This is a genomic window from Rhodococcus sp. 14-2470-1b, assembly GCF_002259415.1.
Taxonomy (GTDB): domain Bacteria; phylum Actinomycetota; class Actinomycetes; order Mycobacteriales; family Mycobacteriaceae; genus Rhodococcoides.
The window spans coordinates 1-26,065 of sequence record NZ_NPFY01000044.1; the positions used below are offsets into that span (position 1 = coordinate 1).

Sequence of the window (26,065 nt, forward strand, 5' to 3'; positions counted from 1 at the left end):
GCTCTCGGCGGTGTTGCGCAAGATTCCTGGGTGCTGATCCTGGTCCGCTTCATTACCGGCGCTACCGCCGGGTTCATGACCCCCGCAGGGTTCAGCCTCCTGACCACCACGTTTCCCGAAGGACCGCTCCGCAACAAAGCCCTCGCGATCTACGGTGCCATCGGCGCATCCGGATTCCTCCTCGGTGTGGTCGTGGGCGGTGTCCTCACGTCGTTGGACTGGAGGTTGGTGTTCTTCGCACCGGCAGCGCTCGCACTCGGATTCTTGGTCGTCGGATGGGCATTCATCGCACGCGATCCATCCAGGGACAAGGCATCAACGAATCAGCGAGGACAGTTCGATCTCGCTGGCGGGCTGACGCTGACCGCGGCGATGGTCAGTGTGGTTTTCGGAATCGTCACGGTCGGGGAAAATGCCTCGAACCCCTTCGGTCCGATCGCGTTCGGAGTGGCAGCGATATTGGCCGGCGTCTTTGCTGTCATCGAACGCCGCGCGTCGGATCCGTTGATCCCGGCCGGAGTAGTGACTAGGGGTCTGCTGCCGTGGGCGAGTTCGATCGGCTTGCTGTTCATCGGCGCATTCTTCGCCTGGCAGTTCGTGCTGACGCTGTACCTGCAGGAACTCCTGGGATGGACACCTCTGCAAACAGGCTTGGCGTTCTCGGCCATGGGAATCGAATTGCTCATCGCCCCCTTCTTGACACCCAGGTTGGTCGAACGATTCGGCAACGCCGCTGTGATGGTGACAGGCCTCGGCGCGGTCGCGGTCGGATTCGCGCTCACGCTTCGCTTGGATGCGACTTCAGGATTCTTCGACCTTCTGCCGTCGCTCCTTCTGTTGGGTGTGGCGTTCGCGTTCATCTACGGTCCGCTGACAGCTGCAGCGGTGGAAGGAGTGGACGAGAGCGAACACGGCGTCGCGGGCGGAATCGTCTACACGGGCTTTCAGTTCGGTGCCGCTCTGGGAGTGTCGGCTGTGACGATCGTTCTCGTCGGAGGCGATCCTGGCCCCGCTCAACTCGAGGACTACCAACGGGCTCTGATCGTTCCCTCTGCGGCCGCCGGGCTCGCCCTCCTGATCGGGCTCCTACTGTCAGTCCGTCAACGGACGCGCTCGATCCAGGTGGCCGACTGATGGCCCGAATGGTGCCCTATCGTCACCTCGCGGACGACGCCGCGACGATCATCGGAAGCACCGTCTATGCCACGATGACCACCGTCGACAAGCTCGGCCGCCCCAGGTCGCGAGTCCTCATCGCGGTATGGGAACTCGACCGGGAGAACCCGGTCGGTTGGCTCGCAACGCACAAGACACCGGTGAAAACGGCACACCTCGCACGAAATCCGCATGTGTCGACCTCCTATTGGACTCCCCGGCAGAACGTCGTCACCATCGACAGCGTCACGGCGTGGGTCAACGATGCCGAGACCGCCGACCACGTCTGGAACCTGTACCGGTCGGGGTCTCCCTTCGGAAACGGGTACGACCCGGGCCAGTACTGGACGGGCCCGAGTGACCCAAAGTTCCACGTTCTGCGCTTGGATCCCTGGCGCATCCAAGTGCTCACCGCGCGTGAACTGGCCGATGGCCTCCCGTACCGGCAAGCGCGCCTCGAGGAGCCGTTGATTGCCCAGACTTGACCCCTCCGCGGCAGAGGGTTCGGCAACACATGCTCCGACGTTCCCCGGCCAAAGCCAGCGGCTGGTCAGTCGCATGCACACCGAGGTGACGGTGTTGCCGTAACGGGGCGAACACATCAGCAGTAAGTCATCGGGTACGGGCCGGCGTCCCTCACTCGAGGGAATCGCCGACCTGAAACTGCCCGCTACGCAACAGCTCTCGAGCCAGCTCCACGCCAGTGTGGCTGACGATCATCGCCAAATGGATCTCCAGCGTGTGGTACCGGCCGTCGGACATCGGGCCCTCGCTGTCGGGGTCAGCACCAACTTCACGCATGCGATCCCGCCAGGGACTGTCGGGGGCATCGAAGCCAGGCCCATCCTTCAGGGCTGCATCGAACATCGCCGTTCGGGCACCGTCGACCCACTGGGCGAAATTGCTGTGACCCACCTGAGTGGCAAAAGTGAGGACTTCGCCACCGACCGACAACGGTGCCATTACTTCATCGGACAACCCTGCTACGGACGGAGCGACCGCCAGAACCCAATCACCGACCTGCACAACACCGACGACCTCGACATCGGCATTGACGCCTTCCAAACCGGTAACGGTGCCCGTCGTCGATGTGGTCATTGCATCGAGTACCGTTTCCGCGTCGTCGTGACGGACAAACGTGAACGACACACCGCCGGGTGTCCACGGGTATTCATCCGGGATCCAGGTGAACTCTTCCCACGTTGCAGTCATAGCCCAATCCTCACATACCCGACCTCACCGCTTTCATTGATGCGCGGGCACCATGAACCGTGACTACGAACGGGCAGGCCCACCGGCTTAGACCAGAATCACTTCGGGACTGCCCCGGCTGTGCGAGCGGGTGAGCTATACGGCCAGTTCCGATACGCAGGGTTCCGGTAAGCGTCTGCATTTGTTGTGCCGCAACATTTTCGGTGATGACGAGGTGTGCCCTGCGCAACCTCGAATCGGTGTCACCGGAGCAGTTGCGCGCCGGTCGGACACCGGATTAAGGCTATTCAGCCTGCGATCGAATCTCCCCGGATAAGGCTGTGCACATGCATGTTATGCCACCCGTCTGCGTGACGTGCTGACATACGACGAGTGCCTTCGAACTGGAATCCGGCTTTACCCGCGACGCGGCACGAAGCAACATTTTCGACCGAATGTTCGAGCTCGAGGCGATTGAATGACATGTCATCGAAAGCCCATCGCGACACCGCTATTACCGAGTTGGAGCACACTCCGTGCCCACGCGCCGGAACGGTCATCCAGTACACCAGCTCGGCTGTTCCGTCGTACAGATCGATACTCTTCAACCCGATTCGCCCGAGTAGAAGGTCCGAAGATGGATCGACCACAGCCCAATGGGCTCCGGATTCTTTGCGCCACTCGGACTGCCACGCTTCGATCCATCCTGCTGCTTCCTCCACGGAATCTGGGCGCCGGACGTGCCATCGTTGAATGAGTGGGTCCTGGAAAGCTTCCACCACCGCTGCCGCATCACCACCATCCCACGGCCGCAGCAAAATTGACCGTGACACCCCGATGACGGGTTGCTCAGCGTCGGCGAAAGATCCTTCGGGAATCGTGGGTTCGATCAGAATGGGCATGAGTCCATTCTCGCAGGTCGGACTTCGATACGACCAGTCTCGATATGCAGGGTTACCGACCAACGTCTGCATACGCTGTGCGGCAGCGTGTTTCGCTCTACGCTGCCGCTTATTCGTCGGCGATTCCGATGAAGCAGATCTGAACAGTCGCGACCTTGGGTTCAGGCTGGCTGTGATAGGCGGCAGGATATCTGCGCCGGCGACCACGGTGTCGATCTAGTTGTAGCCACATTCACGCATGTAGTTTACCTATTCGCCGGGCCAGCAGGATGGCGCACTTAAAATATCAGCTGCAACAGCCAGTACCACCCACGTCAAACCAGCTCGCAACAGCGACAGCGGGATCGTGAAAACGACGATCTTCCAGCCTCGCGCCGCCACCACACCCGCGGAGATCATTGCCGATATTATCGTCGTAGCAAAGGCCAGCAGCGGTTGGTCGGATATTGTGGTGGTCAGTGTCCACAGAATTGCCATCGCAACGAGTTCGGAAAAGAAGACTGCGGACCAGGCTCGCCCTGTGGCGCAACCTCTTCAGCTACCGAAACGTAGGTTTGAAGTGGGCCAACCGATGGCCGACTCAGAAGCAGCTCGCTCAGATTCGAATCGACCGTCAAACACCCCCCGGGTCCTCGACTTCGCCCGGTCTCGTAGCCAGCCCGATGATCAGCGCGAGAGTCGCCACGGCGACGGCGACCGCTAACAACCAAAGTCGTGCTGTTCGCGCTCGGCCCATGATGCACGACTTCCTAGCGCGTCAGATTGTTGAACGGATTTCGTGTTCGGCCAAGGCACGCCAGGGACGTGCCCTGGAGCGCCCGACAGTATCGGAACAAGTCGCTGGGTGGACCTAGGCCGGCAGGACTCCGGCTTGGTGACTGCGACGTCAAGGCACATGCCGTGCGTCTTCACTGCCAGCGAGGCAATGGGCTATACGACCAGACTTGATATGCAGGGGTACCAGTACAGAGAGCGGCCGGAATGTCCCAGATGGGCTTGTCCCGTACTGCGACGCCTTCGGGTCGTCCGATCGGATCGGCTTGCGGCCGAGCTTGACAAAACCTATTGAGATTCCCTTCTGGCCTTCCGATTTTGACCGGCGGTGACCTCCGCGCAACCGCCGGCGTCCGCTGCGCTCCCGGCCCCAAGGGGCTCCGAAAACTTTTCACAGACGCCTCCGGCTGAAAACTTTCCGGCCCGACCATTGCACTCCGGCCCCCTCATGCCGGTCCAACTCTCCCCTGCCAGAACGGCAAAAAAATTGGCGGGCCACCCGGTTCGTCACGTTGAGCAGGGGAGCGCGAGATGTCGAAGACCACCGCCCAGAAAGCCCACAGCAGCACCGACACCGACAACTACGGCGCAGTGGTCACCCACACCACCGCCACCATCGTCGGCCGCCAGAAAGCCGTGGTCAACGTCCACGCCGCCGCCACCGACGACGCCCAGATGATCGTCACCTTCAACCGACTGATGATGACCTTCCGCTCCGCCGCCGCCGTCCACGCGTTCATCGCCGGACTGGCCGACGCCCGCACCCTCATCGGCCGCATCGACAACCAGGCACCCCAGACCGGGGGACCGGGCGACGACTACGCCCGCGCCGCCATGTCCGTCGTCTGGATTGCGCCACCGGAAACCGCCGTCACCCCACGCGAGCAGTACGTACCCGCACGTCGACGCACCATGCACTGGGTCGAGGTCCACATGGGTCCGGTCACCTGGCGCATCATCGACCGACTCGGCTACGTCACCATGCTCGACGAGCTCCGCAACGTGCACCGCATGGCCGTCGCGATCTTCACCGACGGCGACCAGTACCTCAGCGACCCGACCACCCTCACCGACGCATTCGACGACGCCGAACGCGAACACCAGGAAGACATGGCCGCACCCTGGCGACGCCGCCTCTGAGACGCCCGCAGGCCCCGGACCCGACACGGTCCCGGGGCCGAGTCGTATCCATCCACAGGCGAGTCTTCTATCCCCAGATTCCGGAAAATGCCTGCGCATCGCGGACCTCGCTGGCGCTCGGTACGCGATGCTGGAAGAACCACGCACCACAGGCCGCCCGGCTCACCCACCCGAAGGAACACGACACCGATGATCACCTGGACCGTCACTACCCGACCCGACCGCCAACCCGAAACCATTACCGCCGCAGGAGCAGAACCCAGCCTCGACGCATCGAAACGAGCCGCTGCCGACGCCGTCCGCTACGCCCTCCTCGACGCCCAGGCCCACGCCGACACCAGCCCCACCAACACCCCACCGACGTACCTCGTCACCATCGACGGAGAATGCGCCCTCATCGTCAGTCTCGGAGCGTGCCGACCCGGCAACTACACCGGAGTCCTGGACAACCTCGAACACTTCGACGGCACCGCCACCCACCTGCTCTACCTATAGGCAGGCCAAGGGGAGCAGACCTGAAAGCGTTGCGAGAGAACGACTCTGTCGGTCCCCACTGCAATACTTTCCCTCATGCGAATCAGAACACTCACCGGCCCACCGCTACCAGCAGAGATCGCAGCGAACACAGCGCGACTCCTCGCGCTCGTGGAACTGAACATCGCCCGGCCCCAATCGGAACCGAACGCCACGGCCAACGACCGCAGCCGCCACGCGCGACACTGCTGAATTCGCCAACCCCTACAACCAAAAGTCCGGTGACCGTGAACGGCCACCGGATCCTGGTGCTTCTACTTATCAGCCTTAGAACAACTGCAACCAAGCGATCAGCAAGTCAACGGCTCCGTGAACCCACGGACCCACCACATCCCAGACCGCCAGCAGCACTGCCCACACAGGAGACGAAACCTCGTCGCCTGGCCACGGCATCTCGACACCGAACACCTGACCCACCAGCTTCACCAGTGAGTTCACCTGCCCTAGTGTCAACAAGGTCCTCACGGGTCGTGAACCCCTGAACCTGGTGAACCATCCTCTCCAGCCTGCTCGCCCGGTCTCGGACCCATTATTCTTTTCTGCAGCCATAATACTTTCCCTTCGTAGTGAAATTCCGTCCCGTTGTTGGGGTGATTTGCGCACACGTGTGGCATATCGGCCTTTCGGTTGGATTCTCGATATCTTGGCTTAGCGGTTGCTTCGCCTCCATCAGAGTCCCATATCGAGGGCCTTTCCGCAACCCTCTCGAAGAATGCCCGGTAGCCACGTATTGCCAGGTCAAAGCCGGTTTATAAGTTTAATCGCGTACTTATCGAGCGCGAATTATTACCGGATTAAAAGCAGCGGAGATCTCTGATTAATTTCCGAATATTCACGATTAATTGCGCGGAATAGATAAATGTTCGACAAAAAATGTATCCAGGGTCTTTGAGCTGCCGCGACACCGAGCGTGGTCGGTCTCCGTCGCTCCCGCACAGTCACCGGGCGAGCTCCTCGGGTGGGAGGTGGTCACCCGCCGACGTCGACGAGCGGTCTCGCATTCCGCCTGCCGGCGGTGCCGGCCACCCTGCGGGCGTCCACCGAACCGAACTCCGCTGCGCTCCGCACCGCGAAAGACATCGATTTCTTGTCGCACATCTGGCTCCCGGCGATACTGCATCACCCGTGCCCGCCGCCTCAACCCTCGCTCCGCTGCGCTACGGCCGAAGGCTCCGAACACTTTTCGTCCCGTACTCGCTGCGCTCCCACGAAAACTGTCCGGCCGCGGGGTTGCCCCGTCGTTCCCGTGCGCTGCTGTCTCTCCTCACGCCAGATGACGGCGACAAGAAATTGGCAGAGCAAGCCGGGGGACCGGTCACGAGGGAGAGGGGCCAGTCATGGCATCACGGACCAAGACCAGCGCAGCGGACAAGGCCGAAGCACGCCGCGAGCTGGCGGCATCACTGCACGCCTCGATCACCGACAAGGTAGCCGAGCTGACCAGCTCCGACACGTGGCGCGCGTACCTCGACCACGTAGCCTCGTTCCACTCCTACAGCACTGGCAGGGATGGTGTATTCGGGGGGTGCGAATGCCGTCGCTCAGGGTCGGCGGTCGGCGGCGTAGTTTGCCCATTGGCCGTTCGTCTTGAAGGTGTGTTTGGCGACGGTATGAGCGTTGAGCCCTAGGATTCCCGCGAGCACACTCGGCGGGAGCTCACGGGCTAGCTGTTCGGTGGCGGACAGTCGTAGCTTTCGGGGCTCGATTCCGATGGCGCGCAGCCTGTTTCCTAGACTGGTTGCACTCAACGGTTTGCCTGCGTGGCCACCTGCGAAAAGCCATGTCGTAGGTAGTTGTTCCGCAGTTCCGGTGCGCCGCTTGAGGGGTAGTTTTCGGGCGATGGCTGCGAACGGATCTGGCAGGTCGAGGACGTCGGTGGGACCGAGTCGTAGACCTGTGGTTGTCGCGGTGGCGATCACGTCGGCGGTGGTGAGGCTGACGATTCGCCGTAGCGGCTGGGCGTAGAGGGCGACCAGCGCACCGGCCAGTCGATCTACCGGGTCGAGTGACTCGTCGTGGATAAGGCGCCGGCCGATCTGCCAGCGATCCTCGGCGTCGGTCGGTAGTTCTGCATGGGCTCGACGCTCTTTCGGGAGGGTAATCTCTTTCGGCAGGTGCCGTGTTCTTTGTGCCCAGGTCAAAAACGGGCGTATGTGCCATCGGGACGCACCGGGCTCCGCGAACCAGGCGTCTATGTCGGATTGCGCACAATGGTGCATCTCAGTTCCTCGTCGTTCGAGTGTGTTGAGGAACTGAATGACTTGGAGGATCTGGCAACGTGCGTTCTGTACGGCGGTGCCGATCGGTCGGTGCGATTCGAGTCCTCGCAAACGCGGCAGCACAGCCCAGTGCGTCCACTGACTAGCGAGCCTGCGGTGGCCCGTGTCGAGTCCATTGAGAAGGTGCGGGAGCGCCGTCTCGAGCCTCCGGAGGGTGCGGTGGACGTCAGGGTCGAGGATGCCCGTGGCGACGAGAAGTGATCGGAGATAGTCGACCGACTTGGGCCGGGGAAGCAGGTCGAGTGATCCGTGGGTAAGGGGAATGGTGCCGTCGTGGAGGCCGCCCAGTAGGTCCGTGTTGCGGCTCAGCCATCGCCGTGTGGTCTTCGGTTCGGCTTGCATGATGGCGTCACGGAGAGGTTCCAGGAGCCCGTCGGGGGTCGGCGGCAAGACGTTCTCGAGGTGGCAGCGAAGCGCGCATCGCGCGCACATTCGCTCGCCGTTCATGGCAATCAGGGGCTGACCGACGCTGGGGCATCGCGGGCAGCTTCGCTGCGCCTTCTCGCGGCACCATCGGCATAATGCGTTGTCGTCCAACAGCTTGTCGGATTTCGCGCAGCCGGTGCACGCGCCGCGATGCTGTCGGCGTCTCTTCCTGCAGCGGTCGCACACCTGGACGCGGTCTACGGTTGAATTACACAGTACACAAACAGTATTGGTCATTTCTTGCGTTTGATTTCCGCTCGCCGTGGTGTGCGCGTCTTCGCGTCGGATGGTGTTGCTGCGGTCTTGGGCCGATGGGTAGTTGTACCGGTCGCTCGCACCGTCGCCCGGTCGGCGACTGGTTCGATCAGATCGTTCGGTGTGCACGAGAGTATGTCGCAGAGCGCCGCGAGGGTACGCAGGCTGAGGCGTTCCGGCGTCCCAGTGACCAGGCGATACACCTGAGCTTCGGACAAACTGATCCCGCGCTCGGCAAGCAGCGGTCCCAAACCGGTCGTCGCGAATATTCCCCTCTCGGCCAACAGTCGGCGTAGGTGCCAGTCGTAGTTCAAGCGTGGCTGTTGCATCCCTGTCTCCGTCCTACTCTGCGGTGAACGCTCGGTCCAATGCCCGTCGGAGGGCATTGTTCTTGTAGTCGGTGCCGACGCTGGTGTAGATCGCGGTGGTAGATCCCCAGGAGTGTCCGAGTTGTTGCTGAACAAACAGGTGGTCGAAACCGTCTTCGAGTAGGTGTGTCGCATACGAGTGCCGTAGGCAGCGCGGACCGAGATGCTTCTCCAGTCCGATTGCGTCCCGGTACTCGGCGAAACGGTGCGAAATCGACTCGGTGCCGACGCGTGCCCGACGTTCTGTCGGCCACATGGCGAGATGGTCGGTGTCGTACAGGGGGCGAATCTCGGTGACCCACTCGGCGACGGCTTCGGCGGCCCACCCCATCGTGGTCAGCACCGTTCGGCGGCGCGGGGGCCCTCCATTGAGGGCTTTGCCGTAGCGAACCGACAATGCGCCATTGCGGCCGAACTCTTTGGCCGCGGAGTTCGCGGTCCAGTCCACGATGTCCAACATCGCTGCCTCGCGGCGACGCAGCCCCCAGGCATAGATCACCTTGAACAACGTCGCGTCTCGGTAACTGGCAAGCCATCCCTTGCGGCCGGACAACCCAACCCGGTTCACCCGCTCATCGCAGTAGTCGAAGAAGGCCTGTAACTCGTCCCTCGTCAGTGGCCGGTTTCCCGGTCGACCTTCGTACTCCCCGCGGTGGACGACGGTGTTCCATTCATGGAAAACCTGCACCGGGTGAACGCGAAAGTATCGCTGACACACTTCGTCCCACCGATATCGGACATCGGTGATGTAGGCGCAGAACAGCGACGCGGCCATCTGGTAGAGCCGCACAGTCGAGTGGGCGACCCCCGAATCGACAAGATGTGCGGTCCACTCCTCGACGTCCATCGACGACCAGTTCCAGGGGTAATCGTTCGTGAATGCGACCAGCCTCCGCACGATCTGCGTCCGCCGCTCGATCGTCAAGTTTGCGAGCATCCGCGCACGTTGCTGCGTCTCCCATCCGTCGATCATTCCTTCCAGGACCGTTTCCTCCGGAACCAGTAATACGACGCCGTCACTGAGGAAGCGGTCGGCGGAACCTTTGGCATCGGACGCGGGCTTTTTGGCAACAGGGTCGACCGGCACTGGATGAATGTAACAGTCATTCGATGCATGTTCACGCGATGCTCTTCAGCTGCTGCCGACACCATCGACGAGCCCGCGGCCGCCCCGGAAATCGACGCAGTTGCAATAGCGGTGACATGGATGCCCCCTTTTCAACAGTACGGGGAGGGGGTATGGTCCGAATCGTCGCTAGATACCCCCTGGGGGTATCACTCAAGATGAAGGAGTACCTCATGATCACCACGAATTACCGAGTCACCGGCATGACCTGCGGACACTGCGAGACGTCGGTCCGGGAAGAAGTCGGTGCTGTGGCCGGGGTCGACACGGTCGAAGCATCGGCGTCGGCGGGGACGCTGACGGTGACAAGCGCCGATGAGCCCGACCACGCCCAGGTCGTCGCCGCCGTTCGCGATGCCGGATACACAGCCGAACCGCAACCCGCAGATTCACGCACCGCGTAGCCGCTGAACTCGGTGGAGAGAAGGATTCGCACGATGAACAACCACACACATGCCGATGTCGGCGTGGCCGAGACAGCGGGCACACAGTCGGGCCACGACCCGTCTGGACACAGCGCAGCCCACACCGGACACGGCGAGCAGACTGAACACGAAGGCCATACCGGGCACGGTGGCCATGCCGGGCACGGTGATCACGTCGGTATGTTCCGTCGCTTGTTCTGGATCATGCTGGTCCTCGCCGTCCCGGTGATCGTTGCCTCGAACATGTTCGCGATGCTCCTCGGATACTCGCTGCCCGACGCAGCGTGGATCGCGTGGGTCTCCCCGGTACTGGGCACCGTGATGTATGTCTGGGGCGGTTCCCCGTTCCTCACCGGCGCAGTCAGCGAAATCCGTTCCCGCGCACCAGGAATGATGCTGCTCATCGCCCTCGCTATTACCGTCGCATTCGTCGCGTCGATGGGAGCGAGCCTCGGCCTGCTCGATCATCAGCTCGACTTCTGGTGGGAACTTGCCCTGCTGATCGTGATCATGTTGCTCGGGCACTGGATCGAAATGCGATCCCTCGCGCAGACCACCTCCGCCCTGGATTCGTTGGCAGCACTGCTCCCGGACACCGCCGAACGCGTCGACGGCGACGACGTAGTGCAGGTGTCCCCGGCCGAGCTGCAGCTCGGTGATCTCGTCGTCGTCCGCCCCGGCGGCCGCGTACCCGCGGACGGCACCATCGTCTCCGGATCGGCGAGCATGGACGAGTCCATGATCACCGGCGAATCACGCACCGTCCGTCGCAGCGACGGCGACCAGGTCGTCGCCGGCACTGTCGCCACCGACTCCGGCCTGCGCATCCAGGTCACCGCAGTAGGGGAGGACACCGCCCTCGCCGGCATCGGCCGCCTGGTCGCCGACGCCCAGAACTCGACCTCGCGCGCTCAGCGCATCGCCGACACCGCCGCCGGCTGGCTGTTCTGGTTCGCTCTCGGATCCGCGATCATCACCGCCGCCGTGTGGACGCTATTCGGGATGCCCGACGACGCCGTCATCCGCACCATCACCGTGCTGGTCATCGCCTGCCCGCACGCACTCGGACTCGCGATCCCGCTGGTGGTCTCCATCGCCACCGAACGCGCCGCCCGCGGCGGCGTTCTGGTCAAGGACCGGCTCGCACTCGAAACCATGCGCACAGTGGACACCGTGCTCTTCGACAAGACCGGGACCCTCACCAAGGGGGAACCCACCGTCACCGCAATCGAGGTGACGAACGGGCGCACCGCCGACAATGTCCTCGCTTTGGCTGCTGCCGCAGAAGCCGACTCAGAGCACCCACTCGCACGCGCCATCATCGGTGCCGCACGATCACGGAACCTGACCGTCCCGGCGGCCATTGACTTCCAGTCGTCCCCCGCTGTCGGGGTCTCTGCGAATGTCGACGGTACCCGCGTACAGGTCGGCGGGCCCGCGCTGCTCGAGCAGGAACACGGATCCGAACTCGCCGTCGCCGACCGGTGGCGCGGTGACGGGGCGATCATCCTGCACGTCCTCGCCGACGGTGGCGTGATCGGTGCACTCGCGCTCGCCGACGAGATCCGGCCCGAATCACGCACCGCGATCGACGCGCTCCACGCCCGCGGAATCGCGGTGGTGATGATCACCGGTGATGCCGATGCCGTCGCGAAGTCCGTCGCCACCGAACTCGGTGTGGACCGCTACTTCGCCGGGGTGAAACCGGAAGACAAGTCCCACACCGTCGCTGCACTCCAAAGCGAAGGACGCACGGTGGCGATGGTAGGCGACGGAGTCAACGACGCCCCAGCGCTCGCGCAAGCTGATGTCGGTATCGCGATCGGGGCCGGCACCGACGTCGCTATCGCATCGGCCGGAGTGATCCTCGCCAGCGACGACCCGAGGTCGGTGTTGTCGGTGATCGAACTCTCGCGCGCCTCGTACCGGAAGATGAAGCAAAACCTCTGGTGGGCAGCGGGATACAACCTCATCTCAGTCCCACTCGCGGCGGGAGTGCTCGCGCCGGTCGGGTTCGTGCTGCCGATGTCGATCGGCGCGATCCTGATGTCGTTGTCGACGATCATCGTCGCCGCGAACGCGCAGCTGCTTCGGCGACTCGACCTCGCGCCCGACGCCATCACCGGAGCGGTGAACGAGGGAAGTTCCAATCCTCCGTCGCAGCGCGAACCGGCACTGTGAGAGCTGATCTCGTACCGGGAACGCAGCCCTGACGACTGCGAAACGCTGATGGCCGCATCCTCTCCGCCGGAGAGGATGCGGCCATCGTTGTGTATAGCGGGCCAGGTCAGCCGAGCAGCCGCTGCATGGTCTCGATTTCCTGCTGCTGAGTGGCGACGATGGCGCGTGCCATCTCCAGGGCGTCAGGATTGGAACCGTCCGCGATTTCGGTGTTCGCCATCTCGATGGCACCGGTGTGGTGGGCGATCATCATCGTCAACCACTGGCGGTCGAATTCCGGTCCCGACGCTGCCATCAACGCGTCCATGTCCTGAGCGGTCATCATGCCGCTGCCGGAGCTGTGGTCCATCCCGCCCATGTCGCCCATGTCCATGTCGGGCATGGGCTGGCCCCACTCGGTGAGCCAGGTGGTCATCTGGTCCATCTCGGGCTGTTGCGCGGATGCGATCGCCGAGGCCAGTGATAGCATGTCCGGGTTGTCGGTGCGGCCGTTCGCCATGTCGGCCATCTCGACTGCTTGTGCGTGGTGCGGATACATCATCTGCGCGAACATCACGTCGGCATCGTTGAACTCTGCGGACGCGCTTGCTTGGGCCGAGGACATCGGTGCGGAGGACATCGAGCCCATGGAATGCCCGTCCATCGACGAATCGGTCGAGTCGTTGCTACAGCCGACGACGAGGAACGCGCTGGCGGCGGCAGCAGCGAGTGAAGCCATGACTTTGGTACGCATGTGGAATCTCCTTGCAAGAGTGGACAATCAGGGGTGTGTGACGTGTTTCGGTCCGCCGGTCGACGCGCGTCTACCGGGCTCCCTGTCACACTCGCAAGGTCACCGATCTGTCCAACTCCCACAAGGTCCACGGCGGTGCGCGCTCCAGGGTGGAGTCTGTGCGCCCGCCGATCCCGTCCACCGCTGTCGGCGACTGGCCTATCTCGGTGCTCATCGTCGGGACGGACAACGCAGCCCACGACACCGGAGTCCCCACACAGGGATGCATCATCTGATGCGCCGACGGACAATCGTGTTCCCCGAACATCACCGAAGCCGAGCTACTGCCCGGGGCTCTCGACGCCATCGCGGCATGACCACCACTCATCGACTCCGACATCTGGCCAGCCATCGACGATGCCGGTGTCACAGAATGCATCAACAACACCCCGAACACCGTCACTGCAATCAACAATCCGATCGCCGAGGCTGTGCCCCGTCGAGAGCGCCGAATCGTCGAGTTCATGCTCTCGACGGTAACAGGGCATACCCCCTAGGGGTAGCCGTCGGTGCATCGTTCAGCTGGCCAGTCGGACGTCAGCTCTCGGTCGTGCGAACCAGTGAACCAACATCCCGCTCGCGATACTGAGTGTCGCGAGCGTCGGCATCGCGATCACGATCGCCCTGTCGAGCCCCCAGAAGGTTGCGAGCGCGCCGATCCCAACCGCAGTGAGACCCTGCGACAGGTACGCCACTAAGTACATCAACGACAGTGTCGCGGCCCGCGTCTCGGCCTCGGAGGCTGCGACGACCATCCCGAGCCCGCCGTAGAACATCAGGCCGTACCCCACCCCACTGATGACCGCAGCGAGCAGGAAGACCGTGAGCAAGTCCACGTGCGATGCGGCGACGAGGGTGACAGACCCGGCGGCGGAAAGCACCGAACCGGCCAAAGATGCGGACGTCGGCGAACCGCGCCGGGCAAGGATGGACGCGGGAACGATGGCAACAGCCCAACACGCAAGTGCACACGCGGCGACGAAAGCGTCGACGGTACCGACGAGATCCCTCACGATCTGCGCACCGAGCCCGATGAACACCGCGCCCATCATGAAGGCCACGGTGAGGGAAGCAACACCGATGGCGAACTGCATTCGATTCCTCGCGGGTGCTCGCACCCGACTGGGCCGCCATCGAACATTGCTGCGCGTGGCCTCCTCGGGGAGGAACCACGCCAGCGGCAGCAGAGCAATCGTCACGCCGAGCAAGATGGCGAACGGGAACGTCGTGGGCAAGGCGGAGTACTGCACGAGCGCACCGCCGACAACGAGCGCGAGTGCGGTACCGCTGGCCGTCGCCGCAGTATTGACGGAAGTGGACAGTGCCGCGGTGCGGCGCGGTGCGAACTCGACAAGTGCGGCGCTGGCCGCACTCATCGCCAGCCCGACCCCGAGTCCTTGAAGAGTGCGGCCGATGAAGATCGGGACGAGACCGCTTGTGACCACGAACAGCGCAGTGCCGACGGCGACCATGCCGACGCCGGCAAGCAGTACGCGGCGTCGCCCGATCGAGTCCGAGAGAGACCCACACGCGACGAGAGCGAGAACCAGCGCTACCGGATAGGTAGCGAACAACGCGGTCGTGACGACCTCACCCACTCGCCACCGATCCGCTAAGAGCGGATAGACCATCGAGGGCGCGCCGCTCGCCCACAACGACACAACCAGGACGCCCGCCGCCGTCGACAACGCCACAGGTAACGGCAAGGTCTTGCGTGAACGAGGGCGACGGTTCACCGATCTACGCCGACCGAACCGAAGGTGTGCCTTCGCCCGAGCGGAAGGTGGTGCGCCCAAGCCTCAATGGGTGTCGAGTAGAGCAAGGACGGTCCTCACGATCAAATCGGGTGCGTCCATCGAATCCAGTCGCCCTGCTGCTATCTCGGCTCCGGCACCGTGAAGGACCTGATGGAGCACGGCGACTTGCCACGAGGTGGGCATGTCACGTGAAAACAGTCCCGCACTGCGTCCGCGTTCGATCAACGATTCGACCCGGCTCGCGGGGCCGTCGTGAAGCTCGCGGATACGCGCTGGGGGAAGTTCTTCCTCGGCGGCGGCAATGACCGATCGTGACCGGTCCACCAGCTCCCAGCTGCTGTGAATGAGCCGGGACAACGCTTCTCGGGGATCCCCACCCAGATCGACCGCAGCCAACGTCTGCTCACCGCGATCGATCACACGCGCCACCACGGCATCGATGAGCGCTGGGCGAGAGGCAAAGTGACCGTAGAGCGTCACCCGCCCGAGACCGGCTTCCCGTGCGATATCGCCCATCGTGGCGTTCTGCCGCCGAGACAGGCAGACGATCGCGGCATCGAGAATCCGCTCGACGTTGCGTACCGCGTCGGCTCGTTTACCGACGACCTGCGACGTATCGGTCGCCATGAACCCTCACTTCCCGAACACGTTTGTATGAGTTACGGTACCAGTGTCCAACTCAAACAACTATGTACAACTTAGGGGGCCGTGGTGACCACGTCGAAAACGACACCGGAAGCGGGCGAAGGGCTTCACCCGAAGCGATGGCTCGCACTGGCCCTGCTGGGCACAGCGCAGTTCATGCTGATTCTCGACGTCACAGTGGTCGCGATCGCGCTGCCACAGATGGGCATGGACCTGGCCCTCTCGCGGGAGGCGGTGACGTGGGTCGTCGCCGCGTACACCCTGACTTTCGGCGGGTTGATGCTCCTCGGTGGGCGTAGCGCGGACCTGTTCGGGTCCAAACCGATCGTCTTCGCAGGCCTGGCCGTCTTCACCGCCGGCTCCCTGGCGGCCGGACTGGCTGCCAATGCCGAGTTCCTGCTCGCCGGACGCATAGTCCAAGGCATCGGCGCAGCGATGCTCTCACCGGCGGCGTTGTCGGTTGTGGTGCGCCTGTTCGACGGCGACGAACGCAACCGCGCCCTCGGCATCTGGTCTGCATTGGGCGGCGGCGGCGCGGCGGTCGGCGTCCTGCTCGGTGGCCTGATCACCGCCGGGCCAGGATGGCCCTGGGTGTTCTACATCAACATCCCGGTCGGACTGATCGTCATCTTCGGCCTTCTGCGCGTCCTACCGCCCCTTACCCCAGCACCCGGGCCGCGGCCCGCGCTCGATGTTCTCGGTGCATTACTGGTCACCGCTGCGACCGGATCGGCAATCTACTCGTTGACCGTCGCCGGTGAAATCGGATGGACCAACCCGCAGACCCTCACCGCAGCCGGGGCCGCGGCAGCGCTATACCTGCTGTTCTACTGGCGACAGCAGGCTGCGTCCTCCCCGCTGATGAACCTAGAGCTGCTGAGCCGACGTCCCGTCGGGGCCGGAGTGTTCGTGATCCTGATCGCCACAGCCCTGATGGTCGCAGTGTTCTTCCTGGGTACCTTCTACTTCCAGCAATCCGCCGGGCACGGCCCCCTCGTGACCGGACTGTTGTTCCTACCGATCGCCGTGGCAACGATGACGGGAGCGAACCTCGGCGGACGCCTCATCGGCCGCTGGGGCGCACGAATCCTCGGCACCGCCGGGATGCTCATCGCAGCGTTGGGATTACTTGTGCCAGCCCTGTGGGCAACCACCGCGGCGACCACGATCGGCGTCAGCTTCGGCGCATTCGGTATCGGCGCGCTGTTCGTCGTCGCCTCAGCCACCGCGCTCGGACAGATCGGCCCCGAGGAGGCCGGCATCGCATCCGGTCTGCTGAGCACCTTCCACGAATTCGGTGCATCCATCGGCGTGGCAACCGTTTCGAGCATCGCTGCACTCAGCCTCGTCGCGGGTGGCGGTGACACCGGGTTCCAACACGCGTTCCTCTTCGCCGCAGCCGCTGCTGCACTGGCCGCAATGATCTCCGCCGTCGTCATCCCGCCACGCCCCGCACTCTGATCGTGCAAAACCAGGCACCGCCGGTCAGGAAGTGGTGAAAGCGTCACCGTCACCGTCGACGACTGAGCTCTCGGTCCGGATAGTGTTCGTGGAGAACGTGATCAGGTTGCCGTCTCCGTCCACGGTCGCGAACTCCATCGTCCCCCAGTCCGTCGCGACGGGGTGGCCGGCGTCTGCCGGGTGCAGAACGCCCGCGCGCGAGAGTTCGTCGTACAGCGCGGTGACCTCGTCGACAGTGATGCGGCAACTGGCCGTTCCCGCGAGGAAGGTCTCCGCTCCGCTGCACACAGGCCAGGGTGCGGTGTCGGGCCGGCTGCTCCAGCTGTCGTCGTCGGCGGCCCACAGGTGGATCTCGACGTCGTCTCGAGTGAGCTTGGCGAAGGTGGGATCGGAGTACTGCGCCGTGAAGCCGAAGGAGCGGGTGTAGACAGCGACAGCTGTCTCGATGTGCCGTACCGGCAGTGCGGGGACCGCTCTGGACATACGCATGGGCAACACTAACGCCAACGAACGGCACGAGGAAGCGAACACTGCCGTGCCTTCGGGGAGTGCGTGCGGGCCGAGGTGCACGGTCGCCGCGCGGACGCTACCGCTCGGCGTTCGACCGGGTCGGCGTGACGCGACCCTTCGCTGCGTTCATCGTTGCAACGCTTCGCCTTTGGATCGCAGCGACGCGGCGAGTTGGTCGACGGTCGGCAGACCCGCCAGGCCGCGGTCGGTCGAGTAGACGCGGCAGGCAAGTTCGGTCAGTTGCACGGCATCGTCGAAGGCGTCGACGCCGTCAACGAGGATGGTCGGTGAGCCTGCGAAGGCCGACGCCGCTGCCTCGGCGTCGGAGGAGATCAGCCGGTGTCCGATCTCGATGTCTGACTGTCCGATCAGGCTGGCTGCAGCACGAACCCGGTCCGCAGCTTCCTGCCAGTTCGGGCATCCGTCGAAGTACAAGATCTCCACCTTCATACGAGCGAGTCTGCCCTCGAATCGGATGGCGTGCCGGTGCGGCCACAACGGGGGTCAGTTCATGGTGAGATCGTTTCGGCTGCAACGGGCGAGGCGGCGATCGTGCACCTGATGCTATTCCGCATCCTTCTTCAACAACGTCCTGTTGATCCTCGCCCAGAAGCCCGAGGCCACGCAGGTCGCCGGATTCCGTGCCTGGCAACAGCGCGGGCGGCAGGTCCGCAAGGGGCAGAGGGCGATCCGGATCTACGGCTACAGCTCCCGCATCGTCACCGAGACCGACCCCGGCACCGGCGACGAAGAGACCCGCAAGGTGCCCACGTTCCCGATTCTGTCGGTGTTCGACCACTCCCAAACCGACCCGATCGAGGGACACCCCCAGCCCGAGGAAATCGCCCAGCTTCTCACCGGCGCCGATCCGGACGCGATCTACGACCGCGTGGCCGCGATCATGACCGGGCGCGGCTGGACCGTCACCCGCGAGGCGATCGCCAGCAGCGCGAACGGCTACACCACCACCGACGGCTCCCACCGGATCGTCGTCGATGCAGCCCTCGAACCCGCAGCGGCCGCGAAAACGATGATCCACGAGGCAGCGCACGCGATCATGCACGCACCCGACCTCATCGGCCCCGAAGCCCGCAAGGACCTGCACCGCGGCCGGATGGAAGTCGAAGCCGAATCCGTCGCCTACGTCCTGGCCGGGATGCTCGGACTCGACACCAGCGCCTACAGCGTCGGCTACATCGCCGGATGGGCAGCAGGAGACCTCGAGCAGGTCACCGCCACCGCGAAAGCAGTACTGACCGCAGTCCACGAGCTGGCCGACGCACTTGACACCGCCGCCGCCGCGTCGGACGCCGGCGAGGACACCGAGACCGGGGAAGCCGCGTAGCTCGGTGGGGGTAGGTACGCCGGCCGAGAGTTCCGGCCGGCGGATCAGGCCACCTGGCGGTGTCCACCGAATCGAGCTCCGCTTCGCTCCGCACTCGAAAGAGCAAAAACGTTTTCACTCCGGTTCTGGCTACCGGCGAGCATCCATCACCCGTGACCGCCGACTCAACCCCTCGCTCCGCTGCGCTACGGCCAAGGCTCCGAACACTTTTCGTCGAGCAGTCGCTGCGCTCCCACGAAAACTGCCCGGCCGAAGGGTTGCCCCGTCGTCCCCGTGCGCTGATTTCTCTCCTCACGCCAGAAACGGCGAAAAAACGTGGCAGGGCAACAGGGTCTGGCCATCAGTTGAGAAGGGACGTAGCGACATGCACGACACCATCACAGGACCGAGGACGGTGGGACTGCACACCGCCGTCATGACCGCGATCCGTCAGGTACCGGCGCAGGTCAAGACCCACGCACTCGCGCAGGTCACCGCCTACACCGAGCAGGTCAACCGAGCTGCTGAGGATGCAAATTCGACCACCGCCGATGCGCACCTCGAGCGGGCCGCGTTCTGGGCATGCACCGCCCGCGAAAACGGAGCCAGTGAGGCCGAAATCCACGCCGCACGCCAGGCAGGCCACCACCAGGCAGCCACCGCTCAGCAATAACCCCCGGGCCCGTACAGGCCCGGAAAACAAGAAAACACCGGACAGCTCTTACCTGCCCGGTGTCTCCAACCGAAGAATCTACCAGGGAGAGATACCACCATGACCGCAAGCATCGAAACCACCACCGCCGCAACCGAAGCCCCCACGACCGGCACCACGCCGGTCGTGGGGGCGGGCGAGGAGTTCGCCCGCCTGCACCCCACCGCCCTCGAAGTCGGCCCCAACGTCCGCGACGAGGTCGACACCGACTCGGATGAGTTCCGCGCCGTCGTCGCCTCCATCACCGAACACGGTGTGCTCCTGCCGATCCTCGCGCGCCGCGACGGCGACCGCATCGTGGTCATCGACGGCCAGGTCCGCACCCTCGCCGCTCTCGAAGCCGGGGTCGACAGTGTTCCGGTACTGATTCGGCCGACTGCGAGCAAGGCCAAGGACCGCGAAATCGAACGCCTCACCCAGCAGGTGAACACCAACGACCGCCGTATCGCCCTCACCGACGGTCAACGCGCGAAAGCGGTGACCGAGATGTTCGAGCTGGGTCTGTCGGCTACCAAGATCGCCAAGACGATGCAGTACGACAGCCGGGAGACCGCCAAAGCAGCAGGAACAGCGGGTCGCTCGCAGACCGCCCGCGAGGCGCTCGACGCCGGACAGCTCGACCTCGAGCAGGCGGCAGTGGTCGCGGTGTTCGACGCCGACGGCGACACCGAGGCTGTCGAGGAACTGCTCGACGCCGGATCACGGTTCCGCTCCGTCGCGCAGGAGTTGATCGCGGACCGCGCCGAACGCAAGGCCCGCGCCGAAGCCGGTACCCCGTACGCGGACAAGGGCCTGACGGTCCTGGCAGACGAGCCGTTCTACGACAGCCCCTACGTCGCCGCTGAGGACTTGGTGACCGCAGACGGAGACCCGATCACCGAGGCCGTCATCGACGGCGCGGCCGAGCACTGGGCGGTGTGGCTGACCCCGAACGAGCAGATCACCCTCACCGCCAGCGGCGAGGTGATCGAGTCCGAGTCGATCGACTGGGCGACCGAAGGAGCCCCGAAGGCTGTTGCCACCGAGGGCTACCACCACCACAAGGACGTCACCGTCGCCCAGGTGTGGGTGCCGGAGTACTTCACCGCCGACCCCGACGCGGCCGGTGTGAAGCTGGGGCCGATCCTGGCCGCAGCGTCGAGTGAACCCGACGCGTCCGACGACCAGGCCGTAGCCGAGAGGAAGGCACGCGAGAAGAAGGCAGCGCAGGCAGCGCTCGCGGAGAAGGAAGCCGAGAAGGCCACTCGGCGGCGCACCGTCGCACTGAACAAGGCCAGCGCCGCCGCGACGATCGTCCGCAAGGAATGGCTGACGAAGTTCCTCACCCGCAAGACCCTGCCGAAGGGGGCAGGGAAGTGGATCACCGAAACCCTCGTCGACGAGCCGGGACTGTTGACCGAGAACAAAGCGCCGCAGTACCTCGCAGAGCTGCTCGGTGTGACCGTGCCCGCCGACACCAGCCCCAGCGCCGGATACCCCGGTGTCGCGGACAAAGCCGCGCGGCGAGCGCTCGTCGCCATGATCGACAAGACGCCCAGCGAGACCCGCGCGCAGGTGATCCTGCTCGCGCAGATCCTCGCCGCCTACGAAGCACGAGTGAGCGGCAAGGGCAACGACTCCTGGCGTCGCACGTCCTGGGGCAACCAGGACAACTACCTGGGCTTCCTCGACCAGCACGGCCACGTGCTGACCGTGGTCGAGCAGGCCGCAGCCGGAATGCTCACCCCCGAGCAGGCGTACGACGCGCTCACCGCGCCCAGTGAGGACAACGCCGCCGACCAGTAATGGAGCAGGGGTGGCGGGCATCATGTGCCCGCCACCCCTCATCCGTCGCTGCGGTTGGTGCGAGTACTGCCGAGGCTGAGCACCGCCGCGATGGCGGCACCGACGAGCAGCAGCATCACTGCGCTCTCGCTGCGTTCGGACGCGCTGAGCTCACCCCAGGTCAACAGCCGGGCGACAACAGCGAGCCCGTACAGGCCGAGGGCGGCACTTCGGTATCTGTCCATCGCCGGACAGTATCGGCCCCGCAGCGCAGGTGGGGGAGCGTCCCCGGCCCGGGTCGAGGGGGCCTGCGGCAGCCCCTCGAGCTCCCCCGCTCGACGCCCCACCACCGGACTGCTCACGACGGGCAGGCGGCTGACGAAAGGTCAGTGCGCGGCGTTGTATGCCTCTTCGATGGCGGCCGGGATGCGGCCCCGATCGTTGATCTCGTAGCCTTCGTCGGCGGCCCACTGCCGGATCGCGCGTGTCTGCGCCGGGTCACGGGTGGCCGGTGTCCCGGTCTTCGCGGGCGTCGTCGCGCCGGCGGGGGAGGGCTTACGCTTGCGGCCACCGACCCGAGTGGAATGCTCGATGTAGTAGTCGAGCTTCCTGTGAAACTCGCTGGCGTTCTTCGCTTTCAAGTCGATCACGTACTCGACGCCGTTGACCGCGAATTCGATGGTCTCGCCGGCATCGTCGTCGATGACCGAACCGTCGATATCGTCCACCAATTGGGTTGTCACTCGTTTGGCCACAGCCGGAAAACCTTTCGATCACACGCAATGTCACGGACTCGGGTACCGGACAGCGTAACCAACGAATGTGGCGATGAGCTGCACCCTTTCATGTCACGACATCGCGGGGAGCGATATCGGATCGGATTCCTTTGAATGCGGGATGCCGTAAACGCCCCGTTGCCGATTGTTCGCGGTATTCCACAGTCGCCACCAATTCCGGTGTCACCCAGGACACTCCGACTGCGTCGGTGCGCGGAACCGGACCGTGCAGCGCACTGTCCGGACGAGTGCGCTCGGTGAGCGCGCTCCGCAGCTCTCGGCGCATCCGATCGGTGAAACCCGTTCCCACACGGCCGATGTAGACCAACTCGCCCGCCTCGTCGTACGCTCCGAGGAGCAGTGCCGCCAGTGTCCCGCCGGCGCGGCCGCCCGTCGGAACCCATCCGCAGATCACGCCTTCGCGTGTGTTCCGAATCGGTACCTTGATCCACGACGGCGACCGGATCCCCGATCGGTACACCGACGCCGCTTTCTTCGCGACGACCCCCTCGATGCCGTTGTCGGCGGCAATGCCCATCAACGTCTCGCCGTCGATTCCCGTCATGGCCGGCGGCACCTGTACCCGGTGCCCGTCGGCCACGCCGAGGCCCTCGAGCAGCGCACGGCGCTGCGTGTAGGGCAGCGTTCGGACCGATTCGCCGTCGACGTCGAGGACATCGAACACGAAATACGTCACCGGGGTCGACCTCAACAACACCGCCGACGGCCGCGCGACATGCATTCGGCGCTGCAGCAGCCCGAAATCGGGCCGACCGCCCGAATCCAGTGCCACCAACTCGCCGTCCAGGGTCACCGATCGACCCGCCGTCGTCTCCGACAACGCCGCCGCCACGTCCGGGAACGAGGCAGAGATGTCGTTTCCGTTGCGCGAGAAAAGCTTCACCCGCGATGCGCCGTCGACAACGCTGACCCCGCGTTGGCCACTGGAGTTCGAGCGGGTTCCGGCGTTCGCTGGTTCCTGGTATCGATACTGCACCGCTGGTCAGGGCCGGTGGTTCTCTTCATCCGGTAGCCACCCAGATTTCACCCACAACTAGCGGAATCTGCCAGTTGATTGCGTAACTTCACCGTTTGTGTCAGATTTCGCTACTCGTCGCAGGCAGCGCATTGCTGCGGACTCGGCACCGACTGGCGCGGCTACTCCGGCGCGGGCACTAGCCGATGTCGAGTCGCTGCAGCGACTCGATCCTGATGTAGACGAGCGCGAGTTCTACCGGAACACCCTGGTCGAATACGGATGGGCCCGAGACGTCGCGGGACTGACTCCGTCGACCCTGCAACAGATCATGTATCCAGTTATCGAGGTGTGCGACTACTTCGATTGTGTGCCATGGCGATTGACGCAGAAACAGTTCGACCAGTATTTCTCGGGTCCTGGTAAACGCAGCCACGCAACCGTGCGCAAGAAGACAGTCCAGATCGACAACTATTTTCGGTTCCTTGAGCAGCGATACGCGGGTGAGCTTTTGAGGTCTTTCGGCGTCGGTGTCGAATCGCCAGTCGATCCGTTCAACCGGCCCCGGCACCGAGGAGATTTCAAGCTCAGGATCCCGCCGTCTCACCGGGCGATGACGGCGTTCTTCGCTGACTGGCGTGACGCGCTTCCGTGTTCGCGGAAGTACCACGTCAACGCCCGTGACTACACCATGGCCAAGATTGCGTACCTATCTGGAGTACGTGCGTCGGAGCTGTGCGCCGTACGGATCGGTGATATCCATTGGGAAGTTGGTCAGTGGGGACGCTTTGTCGTCAAGGGCAAGGGCGCACGTGGATCAGGGCCGCGGGAGCGGCAAGCGTTCTTGTTCGAAGAAGGCCGTGATCTGCTGTGGTGGTACCTCGAACAAATTCGGGGTGACTTCACCGATGACCCCACCGATGCCGGCGCACCTCTATGGCCATCGGAGCGTCTACCAACTGCTGTGGTGGCGCTTGACCTGGCTGTGGCACCAGCAATTCAGCCCTCGACATTTCGGCGCAACCTCAAGACTGCCTCGCTCCGTCACCTGAACGGCCCGGTAACCGAGCTGTATCCGCATCTGCTGCGCCACGCTTGTGCCACACACAATTACCAGCAGGGCATGCCGTTGTGGGATGTGCAGAAGCTGCTGGGACACGAGTGGGCCAGCACGACTGTGGGTTACCTGGCGTCGGCCGGAGGTGACCCGGAACGGGCGGTCATCGAATCGACACAGCGCGCTGTACGGCGCTTGAGTACGGAGAACTGAGAACTATGAAGTGGAACTTGCGAATGGTCGCGGCGCAACGAGACATCTGGCGCCCAACGCAGCTGCTGAAAGCATTCGAGGAAGTCGATTTCCATCCTTCGCTCAGCAAGGCCGCAGCGTTGTGGTCCTCGGCCCCCATCACCGTGCGTCTCGACGATCTCGACAAGATTTGTTCGGCGTTGAACTGCACCGTCGGCGATCTGATGCAGGCAGAAGAGGCTGCTGCCAGCCACTTGGAGCAACCAGTAGCACGTGTAGTCGGCGATCGAGTAAGGCCGTCGTCGCCTGTGACCGGTAAAAGATTGCGCGGTACCCGCCGAGTGCCACCCCCGAACTGATGGCTGATTGCAGCCCCACGACCGGGTCGATCGCCAGCAATGCCGCCCGTCATACCCAGCGGACGTTGCGCATGATCGACGACACTCCGCCGCAGTTCCAGGAGGACGTTCGAGCTTGGGTCGCGGCGTTGGGTGGTCGGGGCCGACGGCCGTCGCGTCCGCTGTCGGAGGCGACGATCGCGATCTACCTCAACTTCGCGCTGCCGGTCCTCATCGGTTGGGGCGAGACACACGAAAGCCTGCGTGCCGTCGAAGTCCGGGACATCGAAGAGGCTCTGGTTGGGCATGCCGGGCAGTCACGGCACAACGTTCACACCGCTCTGCGGTCGCTTTTTCGTGGGCTCAAGCGAGAACGGCGTGTATTCGCAGATCCGGCACGAGCTGTCGCCGGGCGCTACAACCGCCGGATGCTTCGCCCTGTCTCTTCGGACCGACTGCACGGACTGTTCGAGCAATTCGAGCGCGCCGATCATCGAATCATCCTGGCACTCGTGGCAATTCACGCACTGACCATCGAGGAGATCATCGATCTGCGTCTGGACCAGATCAACCGCACGAGCGGCCGAGCGACCATCGTCCGACCTCACACACGGCACACGGTGTGGTTCGACCAGCTCACCACCGAATTACTGCACAGCTGGCTGGCGTATCGACACGTACGGTGGCCATCGAGCGCGAACCCCTACCTGCTGATCAGTGGATACACCGCGCCGACCGCAGTGCCCGTCAGCCGCCACTACATCACCAGACCGTTCCGGGAGATCGGCCTGACCGCCGGGCAATTACGGGTCGATCGCATCCTCGACGAAGCAACCCAGACCGGCGATCCCGTCAGGTTGATGACCGTTTTCGGCATCGGTAACACCACCGCAGTGCGGTACGTCAGAACCGCTCACCCCGGACAATTCGACGTCGATCCCACCGCGCCGTAAGCGGCTCGACGTCGAACGTCGCCGGAGGTGGGGAAGCGGCGAGCGAGCTTCCGAACCTGTAGGACCCGGGCT

At 64.1% G+C, this 26,065-nt stretch carries 30 protein-coding genes; 14 read left to right on the forward strand and 16 right to left on the reverse strand.

Annotation, left to right across the window (positions count from 1 at the left end; genetic code table 11):
- Positions 1 to 1,134: MFS transporter (locus CH293_RS27130; protein ID WP_094722006.1), on the forward strand; the 1,134-nt coding region annotated here is incomplete at its 5' end.
- Positions 1,134 to 1,640 carry a pyridoxamine 5'-phosphate oxidase family protein gene (locus CH293_RS27135; RefSeq protein ID WP_255123011.1) on the forward strand — a complete coding sequence of 169 codons (507 nt, stop codon included), beginning with the start codon at positions 1,134 to 1,136 and terminating at the stop codon, positions 1,638 to 1,640. The genes CH293_RS27130 and CH293_RS27135, both read left to right, overlap by 1 nt.
- Positions 1,641 to 1,791: 151 nt before the next feature.
- Here CH293_RS27135 and CH293_RS27140 read toward each other — a convergent pair whose 3' ends face one another.
- The 3 genes from CH293_RS27140 to CH293_RS28010 form a co-directional block, all read right to left on the reverse strand.
- Positions 1,792 to 2,367: a DUF6461 domain-containing protein gene (locus CH293_RS27140; protein ID WP_094722007.1), complete on the reverse strand. Its 576-nt coding sequence runs from the start codon at positions 2,365 to 2,367 to the stop codon at positions 1,792 to 1,794.
- A 287-nt stretch (positions 2,368 to 2,654) separates the two neighbouring features.
- The gene (locus tag CH293_RS27145) at positions 2,655 to 3,320 is read right to left on the reverse strand and encodes a GNAT family N-acetyltransferase (protein ID WP_369597578.1); all 666 of its coding nucleotides are present in this window, start codon (positions 3,318 to 3,320) and stop codon (positions 2,655 to 2,657) included.
- A gap of 177 nt (positions 3,321 to 3,497) precedes the next feature.
- Positions 3,498 to 3,725: a hypothetical protein gene (locus CH293_RS28010; protein WP_141217239.1), complete on the reverse strand. Its 228-nt coding sequence runs from the start codon at positions 3,723 to 3,725 to the stop codon at positions 3,498 to 3,500.
- 828 nt (positions 3,726 to 4,553) lie between these two features.
- Here CH293_RS28010 and CH293_RS27150 point away from each other — a divergent pair.
- The 3 genes from CH293_RS27150 (at position 4,554) to CH293_RS28355 (ending at position 5,888) form a co-directional block, all read left to right on the forward strand.
- The gene (locus tag CH293_RS27150) at positions 4,554 to 5,162 is read left to right on the forward strand and encodes a hypothetical protein (RefSeq protein ID WP_094722009.1); all 609 of its coding nucleotides are present in this window, start codon (positions 4,554 to 4,556) and stop codon (positions 5,160 to 5,162) included.
- A 189-nt stretch (positions 5,163 to 5,351) separates the two neighbouring features.
- Positions 5,352 to 5,657: a hypothetical protein gene (locus CH293_RS27155; RefSeq protein WP_094722010.1), complete on the forward strand. Its 306-nt coding sequence runs from the start codon at positions 5,352 to 5,354 to the stop codon at positions 5,655 to 5,657.
- Positions 5,658 to 5,732: 75 nt separating this feature from the next.
- Complete coding sequence (locus CH293_RS28355) at positions 5,733 to 5,888, forward strand: hypothetical protein (protein ID WP_176460141.1); 156 nt, start codon at positions 5,733 to 5,735, stop codon at positions 5,886 to 5,888.
- A gap of 75 nt (positions 5,889 to 5,963) precedes the next feature.
- On the opposite strand, the gene CH293_RS28360 is transcribed toward CH293_RS28355, so the two are convergent.
- The 4 genes from CH293_RS28360 to CH293_RS27170 form a co-directional block, all read right to left on the reverse strand.
- Positions 5,964 to 6,134 (reverse strand): hypothetical protein, encoded by a 171-nt coding sequence (locus CH293_RS28360; protein WP_176460142.1) that lies wholly within the window; start codon positions 6,132 to 6,134, stop codon positions 5,964 to 5,966.
- 1,103 nt (positions 6,135 to 7,237) lie between these two features.
- Complete coding sequence (locus CH293_RS27160) at positions 7,238 to 8,422, reverse strand: hypothetical protein (protein ID WP_094722011.1); 1,185 nt, start codon at positions 8,420 to 8,422, stop codon at positions 7,238 to 7,240.
- A gap of 212 nt (positions 8,423 to 8,634) precedes the next feature.
- A complete protein-coding gene (locus CH293_RS27165) occupies positions 8,635 to 8,985 on the reverse strand; it encodes a helix-turn-helix transcriptional regulator (RefSeq protein WP_094722012.1) in 351 nt (116 codons plus the stop codon).
- Between the two features lie 13 nt (positions 8,986 to 8,998).
- The gene (locus CH293_RS27170; RefSeq protein WP_255123012.1) at positions 8,999 to 10,111 is read right to left on the reverse strand and encodes a tyrosine-type recombinase/integrase; all 1,113 of its coding nucleotides are present in this window, start codon (positions 10,109 to 10,111) and stop codon (positions 8,999 to 9,001) included.
- A 212-nt stretch (positions 10,112 to 10,323) separates the two neighbouring features.
- Between CH293_RS27170 and CH293_RS27175 the strand changes: the two genes are divergently transcribed.
- Both CH293_RS27175 and CH293_RS27180 read left to right on the forward strand, forming a co-directional pair.
- Complete coding sequence (locus CH293_RS27175; protein ID WP_094722024.1) at positions 10,324 to 10,554, forward strand: heavy-metal-associated domain-containing protein; 231 nt, start codon at positions 10,324 to 10,326, stop codon at positions 10,552 to 10,554.
- 33 nt (positions 10,555 to 10,587) lie between these two features.
- The gene (locus CH293_RS27180; RefSeq protein ID WP_094722013.1) at positions 10,588 to 12,756 is read left to right on the forward strand and encodes a heavy metal translocating P-type ATPase; all 2,169 of its coding nucleotides are present in this window, start codon (positions 10,588 to 10,590) and stop codon (positions 12,754 to 12,756) included.
- Between the two features lie 106 nt (positions 12,757 to 12,862).
- On the opposite strand, the gene CH293_RS27185 is transcribed toward CH293_RS27180, so the two are convergent.
- The 4 genes from CH293_RS27185 to CH293_RS27200 all read right to left on the reverse strand — a co-directional run bounded on the left by CH293_RS27185 (position 12,863) and on the right by CH293_RS27200 (position 15,912).
- Positions 12,863 to 13,489, reverse strand: coding sequence for a DUF305 domain-containing protein (locus CH293_RS27185; RefSeq protein ID WP_094722014.1), 627 nt, complete (start codon positions 13,487 to 13,489; stop codon positions 12,863 to 12,865).
- A gap of 85 nt (positions 13,490 to 13,574) precedes the next feature.
- Entirely contained in the window at positions 13,575 to 13,994 is a 420-nt protein-coding gene (locus CH293_RS27190) for a DUF6153 family protein (RefSeq protein WP_094722015.1), read from the reverse strand.
- A gap of 52 nt (positions 13,995 to 14,046) precedes the next feature.
- Positions 14,047 to 15,264 carry an MFS transporter gene (locus CH293_RS27195; RefSeq protein WP_141217241.1) on the reverse strand — a complete coding sequence of 406 codons (1,218 nt, stop codon included), beginning with the start codon at positions 15,262 to 15,264 and terminating at the stop codon, positions 14,047 to 14,049.
- Positions 15,265 to 15,327: 63 nt separating this feature from the next.
- Positions 15,328 to 15,912, reverse strand: a complete 585-nt coding sequence (locus tag CH293_RS27200) for a TetR/AcrR family transcriptional regulator (protein ID WP_032407145.1) — start codon at positions 15,910 to 15,912, stop codon at positions 15,328 to 15,330.
- Between the two features lie 84 nt (positions 15,913 to 15,996).
- Here CH293_RS27200 and CH293_RS27205 point away from each other — a divergent pair, with 84 nt between their 5' ends.
- A complete protein-coding gene (locus tag CH293_RS27205) occupies positions 15,997 to 17,391 on the forward strand; it encodes an MFS transporter (protein WP_217900795.1) in 1,395 nt (464 codons plus the stop codon).
- A 24-nt stretch (positions 17,392 to 17,415) separates the two neighbouring features.
- Here the strand turns inward: CH293_RS27205 and CH293_RS27210 are convergent, their stop codons facing one another.
- Together CH293_RS27210 and CH293_RS27215 are read right to left on the reverse strand one after the other, a co-directional pair.
- Positions 17,416 to 17,880: a VOC family protein gene (locus tag CH293_RS27210; protein ID WP_094722026.1), complete on the reverse strand. Its 465-nt coding sequence runs from the start codon at positions 17,878 to 17,880 to the stop codon at positions 17,416 to 17,418.
- Between the two features lie 147 nt (positions 17,881 to 18,027).
- The gene (locus CH293_RS27215; RefSeq protein ID WP_032364207.1) at positions 18,028 to 18,351 is read right to left on the reverse strand and encodes a hypothetical protein; all 324 of its coding nucleotides are present in this window, start codon (positions 18,349 to 18,351) and stop codon (positions 18,028 to 18,030) included.
- Positions 18,352 to 18,496: 145 nt separating this feature from the next.
- Between CH293_RS27215 and CH293_RS27220 the strand changes: the two genes are divergently transcribed.
- The 3 genes from CH293_RS27220 (at position 18,497) to CH293_RS27230 (ending at position 21,722) form a co-directional block, all read left to right on the forward strand.
- A complete protein-coding gene (locus tag CH293_RS27220) occupies positions 18,497 to 19,246 on the forward strand; it encodes an ArdC-like ssDNA-binding domain-containing protein (RefSeq protein ID WP_255123013.1) in 750 nt (249 codons plus the stop codon).
- Positions 19,247 to 19,610: 364 nt separating this feature from the next.
- Positions 19,611 to 19,898, forward strand: a complete 288-nt coding sequence (locus tag CH293_RS27225) for a hypothetical protein (protein ID WP_094722017.1) — start codon at positions 19,611 to 19,613, stop codon at positions 19,896 to 19,898.
- A gap of 99 nt (positions 19,899 to 19,997) precedes the next feature.
- The gene (locus CH293_RS27230) at positions 19,998 to 21,722 is read left to right on the forward strand and encodes a ParB N-terminal domain-containing protein (RefSeq protein ID WP_094722018.1); all 1,725 of its coding nucleotides are present in this window, start codon (positions 19,998 to 20,000) and stop codon (positions 21,720 to 21,722) included.
- Positions 21,723 to 21,760: 38 nt separating this feature from the next.
- Here the strand turns inward: CH293_RS27230 and CH293_RS27235 are convergent, their stop codons facing one another.
- The 3 genes from CH293_RS27235 to ligD all read right to left on the reverse strand — a co-directional run bounded on the left by CH293_RS27235 (position 21,761) and on the right by ligD (position 23,474).
- The gene (locus tag CH293_RS27235) at positions 21,761 to 21,946 is read right to left on the reverse strand and encodes a hypothetical protein (RefSeq protein ID WP_032382549.1); all 186 of its coding nucleotides are present in this window, start codon (positions 21,944 to 21,946) and stop codon (positions 21,761 to 21,763) included.
- A 141-nt stretch (positions 21,947 to 22,087) separates the two neighbouring features.
- Positions 22,088 to 22,456 carry an Lsr2 family protein gene (locus CH293_RS27240; RefSeq protein ID WP_037106624.1) on the reverse strand — a complete coding sequence of 123 codons (369 nt, stop codon included), beginning with the start codon at positions 22,454 to 22,456 and terminating at the stop codon, positions 22,088 to 22,090.
- An 88-nt stretch (positions 22,457 to 22,544) separates the two neighbouring features.
- Entirely contained in the window at positions 22,545 to 23,474 is a 930-nt protein-coding gene (ligD, locus tag CH293_RS27245; RefSeq protein WP_094722019.1) for a non-homologous end-joining DNA ligase, read from the reverse strand.
- A 97-nt stretch (positions 23,475 to 23,571) separates the two neighbouring features.
- Between ligD and CH293_RS27250 the strand changes: the two genes are divergently transcribed.
- From CH293_RS27250 to CH293_RS28365, 3 genes are all read left to right on the forward strand, one after another.
- Positions 23,572 to 24,723, forward strand: a complete 1,152-nt coding sequence (locus tag CH293_RS27250) for a site-specific integrase (RefSeq protein ID WP_206539353.1) — start codon at positions 23,572 to 23,574, stop codon at positions 24,721 to 24,723.
- A 5-nt stretch (positions 24,724 to 24,728) separates the two neighbouring features.
- The gene (locus CH293_RS27255) at positions 24,729 to 25,061 is read left to right on the forward strand and encodes a helix-turn-helix transcriptional regulator (RefSeq protein ID WP_052054821.1); all 333 of its coding nucleotides are present in this window, start codon (positions 24,729 to 24,731) and stop codon (positions 25,059 to 25,061) included.
- 71 nt (positions 25,062 to 25,132) lie between these two features.
- Positions 25,133 to 25,993: a site-specific integrase gene (locus CH293_RS28365; RefSeq protein WP_170945174.1), complete on the forward strand. Its 861-nt coding sequence runs from the start codon at positions 25,133 to 25,135 to the stop codon at positions 25,991 to 25,993.
- Positions 25,994 to 26,065 lie beyond the last annotated feature (72 nt).

What these genes read in the sequence shown, in the direction of transcription:
- CH293_RS27165 (WP_094722012.1), bottom strand. Translation starts at nt 8,985, where the DNA reads ATGCAACAGCCACGCTTGAACTACGACTGGCACCTACGCCGACTGTTG.
- CH293_RS27135 (WP_255123011.1), top strand. Translation starts at nt 1,134, where the DNA reads ATGGCCCGAATGGTGCCCTATCGTCACCTCGCGGACGACGCCGCGACG.
- CH293_RS27180 (WP_094722013.1), top strand. Translation starts at nt 10,588, where the DNA reads ATGAACAACCACACACATGCCGATGTCGGCGTGGCCGAGACAGCGGGC.
- CH293_RS27155 (WP_094722010.1), top strand. Translation starts at nt 5,352, where the DNA reads ATGATCACCTGGACCGTCACTACCCGACCCGACCGCCAACCCGAAACC.
- CH293_RS28365 (WP_170945174.1), top strand. Translation starts at nt 25,133, where the DNA reads ATGATCGACGACACTCCGCCGCAGTTCCAGGAGGACGTTCGAGCTTGG.
- CH293_RS27255 (WP_052054821.1), top strand. Translation starts at nt 24,729, where the DNA reads ATGAAGTGGAACTTGCGAATGGTCGCGGCGCAACGAGACATCTGGCGC.
- CH293_RS27230 (WP_094722018.1), top strand. Translation starts at nt 19,998, where the DNA reads ATGACCGCAAGCATCGAAACCACCACCGCCGCAACCGAAGCCCCCACG.
- CH293_RS27185 (WP_094722014.1), bottom strand. Translation starts at nt 13,489, where the DNA reads ATGCGTACCAAAGTCATGGCTTCACTCGCTGCTGCCGCCGCCAGCGCG.
- CH293_RS27160 (WP_094722011.1), bottom strand. Translation starts at nt 8,422, where the DNA reads ATGAACGGCGAGCGAATGTGCGCGCGATGCGCGCTTCGCTGCCACCTC.
- CH293_RS27190 (WP_094722015.1), bottom strand. Translation starts at nt 13,994, where the DNA reads ATGAACTCGACGATTCGGCGCTCTCGACGGGGCACAGCCTCGGCGATC.
- CH293_RS27150 (WP_094722009.1), top strand. Translation starts at nt 4,554, where the DNA reads ATGTCGAAGACCACCGCCCAGAAAGCCCACAGCAGCACCGACACCGAC.
- CH293_RS27175 (WP_094722024.1), top strand. Translation starts at nt 10,324, where the DNA reads ATGATCACCACGAATTACCGAGTCACCGGCATGACCTGCGGACACTGC.
- CH293_RS28010 (WP_141217239.1), bottom strand. Translation starts at nt 3,725, where the DNA reads ATGGCAATTCTGTGGACACTGACCACCACAATATCCGACCAACCGCTG.
- CH293_RS27145 (WP_369597578.1), bottom strand. Translation starts at nt 3,320, where the DNA reads ATGCAGACGTTGGTCGGTAACCCTGCATATCGAGACTGGTCGTATCGA.
- CH293_RS27235 (WP_032382549.1), bottom strand. Translation starts at nt 21,946, where the DNA reads ATGGACAGATACCGAAGTGCCGCCCTCGGCCTGTACGGGCTCGCTGTT.
- CH293_RS27140 (WP_094722007.1), bottom strand. Translation starts at nt 2,367, where the DNA reads ATGACTGCAACGTGGGAAGAGTTCACCTGGATCCCGGATGAATACCCG.
- CH293_RS27210 (WP_094722026.1), bottom strand. Translation starts at nt 17,880, where the DNA reads ATGCGTATGTCCAGAGCGGTCCCCGCACTGCCGGTACGGCACATCGAG.
- CH293_RS27200 (WP_032407145.1), bottom strand. Translation starts at nt 15,912, where the DNA reads ATGGCGACCGATACGTCGCAGGTCGTCGGTAAACGAGCCGACGCGGTA.
- CH293_RS27215 (WP_032364207.1), bottom strand. Translation starts at nt 18,351, where the DNA reads ATGAAGGTGGAGATCTTGTACTTCGACGGATGCCCGAACTGGCAGGAA.
- CH293_RS27225 (WP_094722017.1), top strand. Translation starts at nt 19,611, where the DNA reads ATGCACGACACCATCACAGGACCGAGGACGGTGGGACTGCACACCGCC.
- CH293_RS28355 (WP_176460141.1), top strand. Translation starts at nt 5,733, where the DNA reads ATGCGAATCAGAACACTCACCGGCCCACCGCTACCAGCAGAGATCGCA.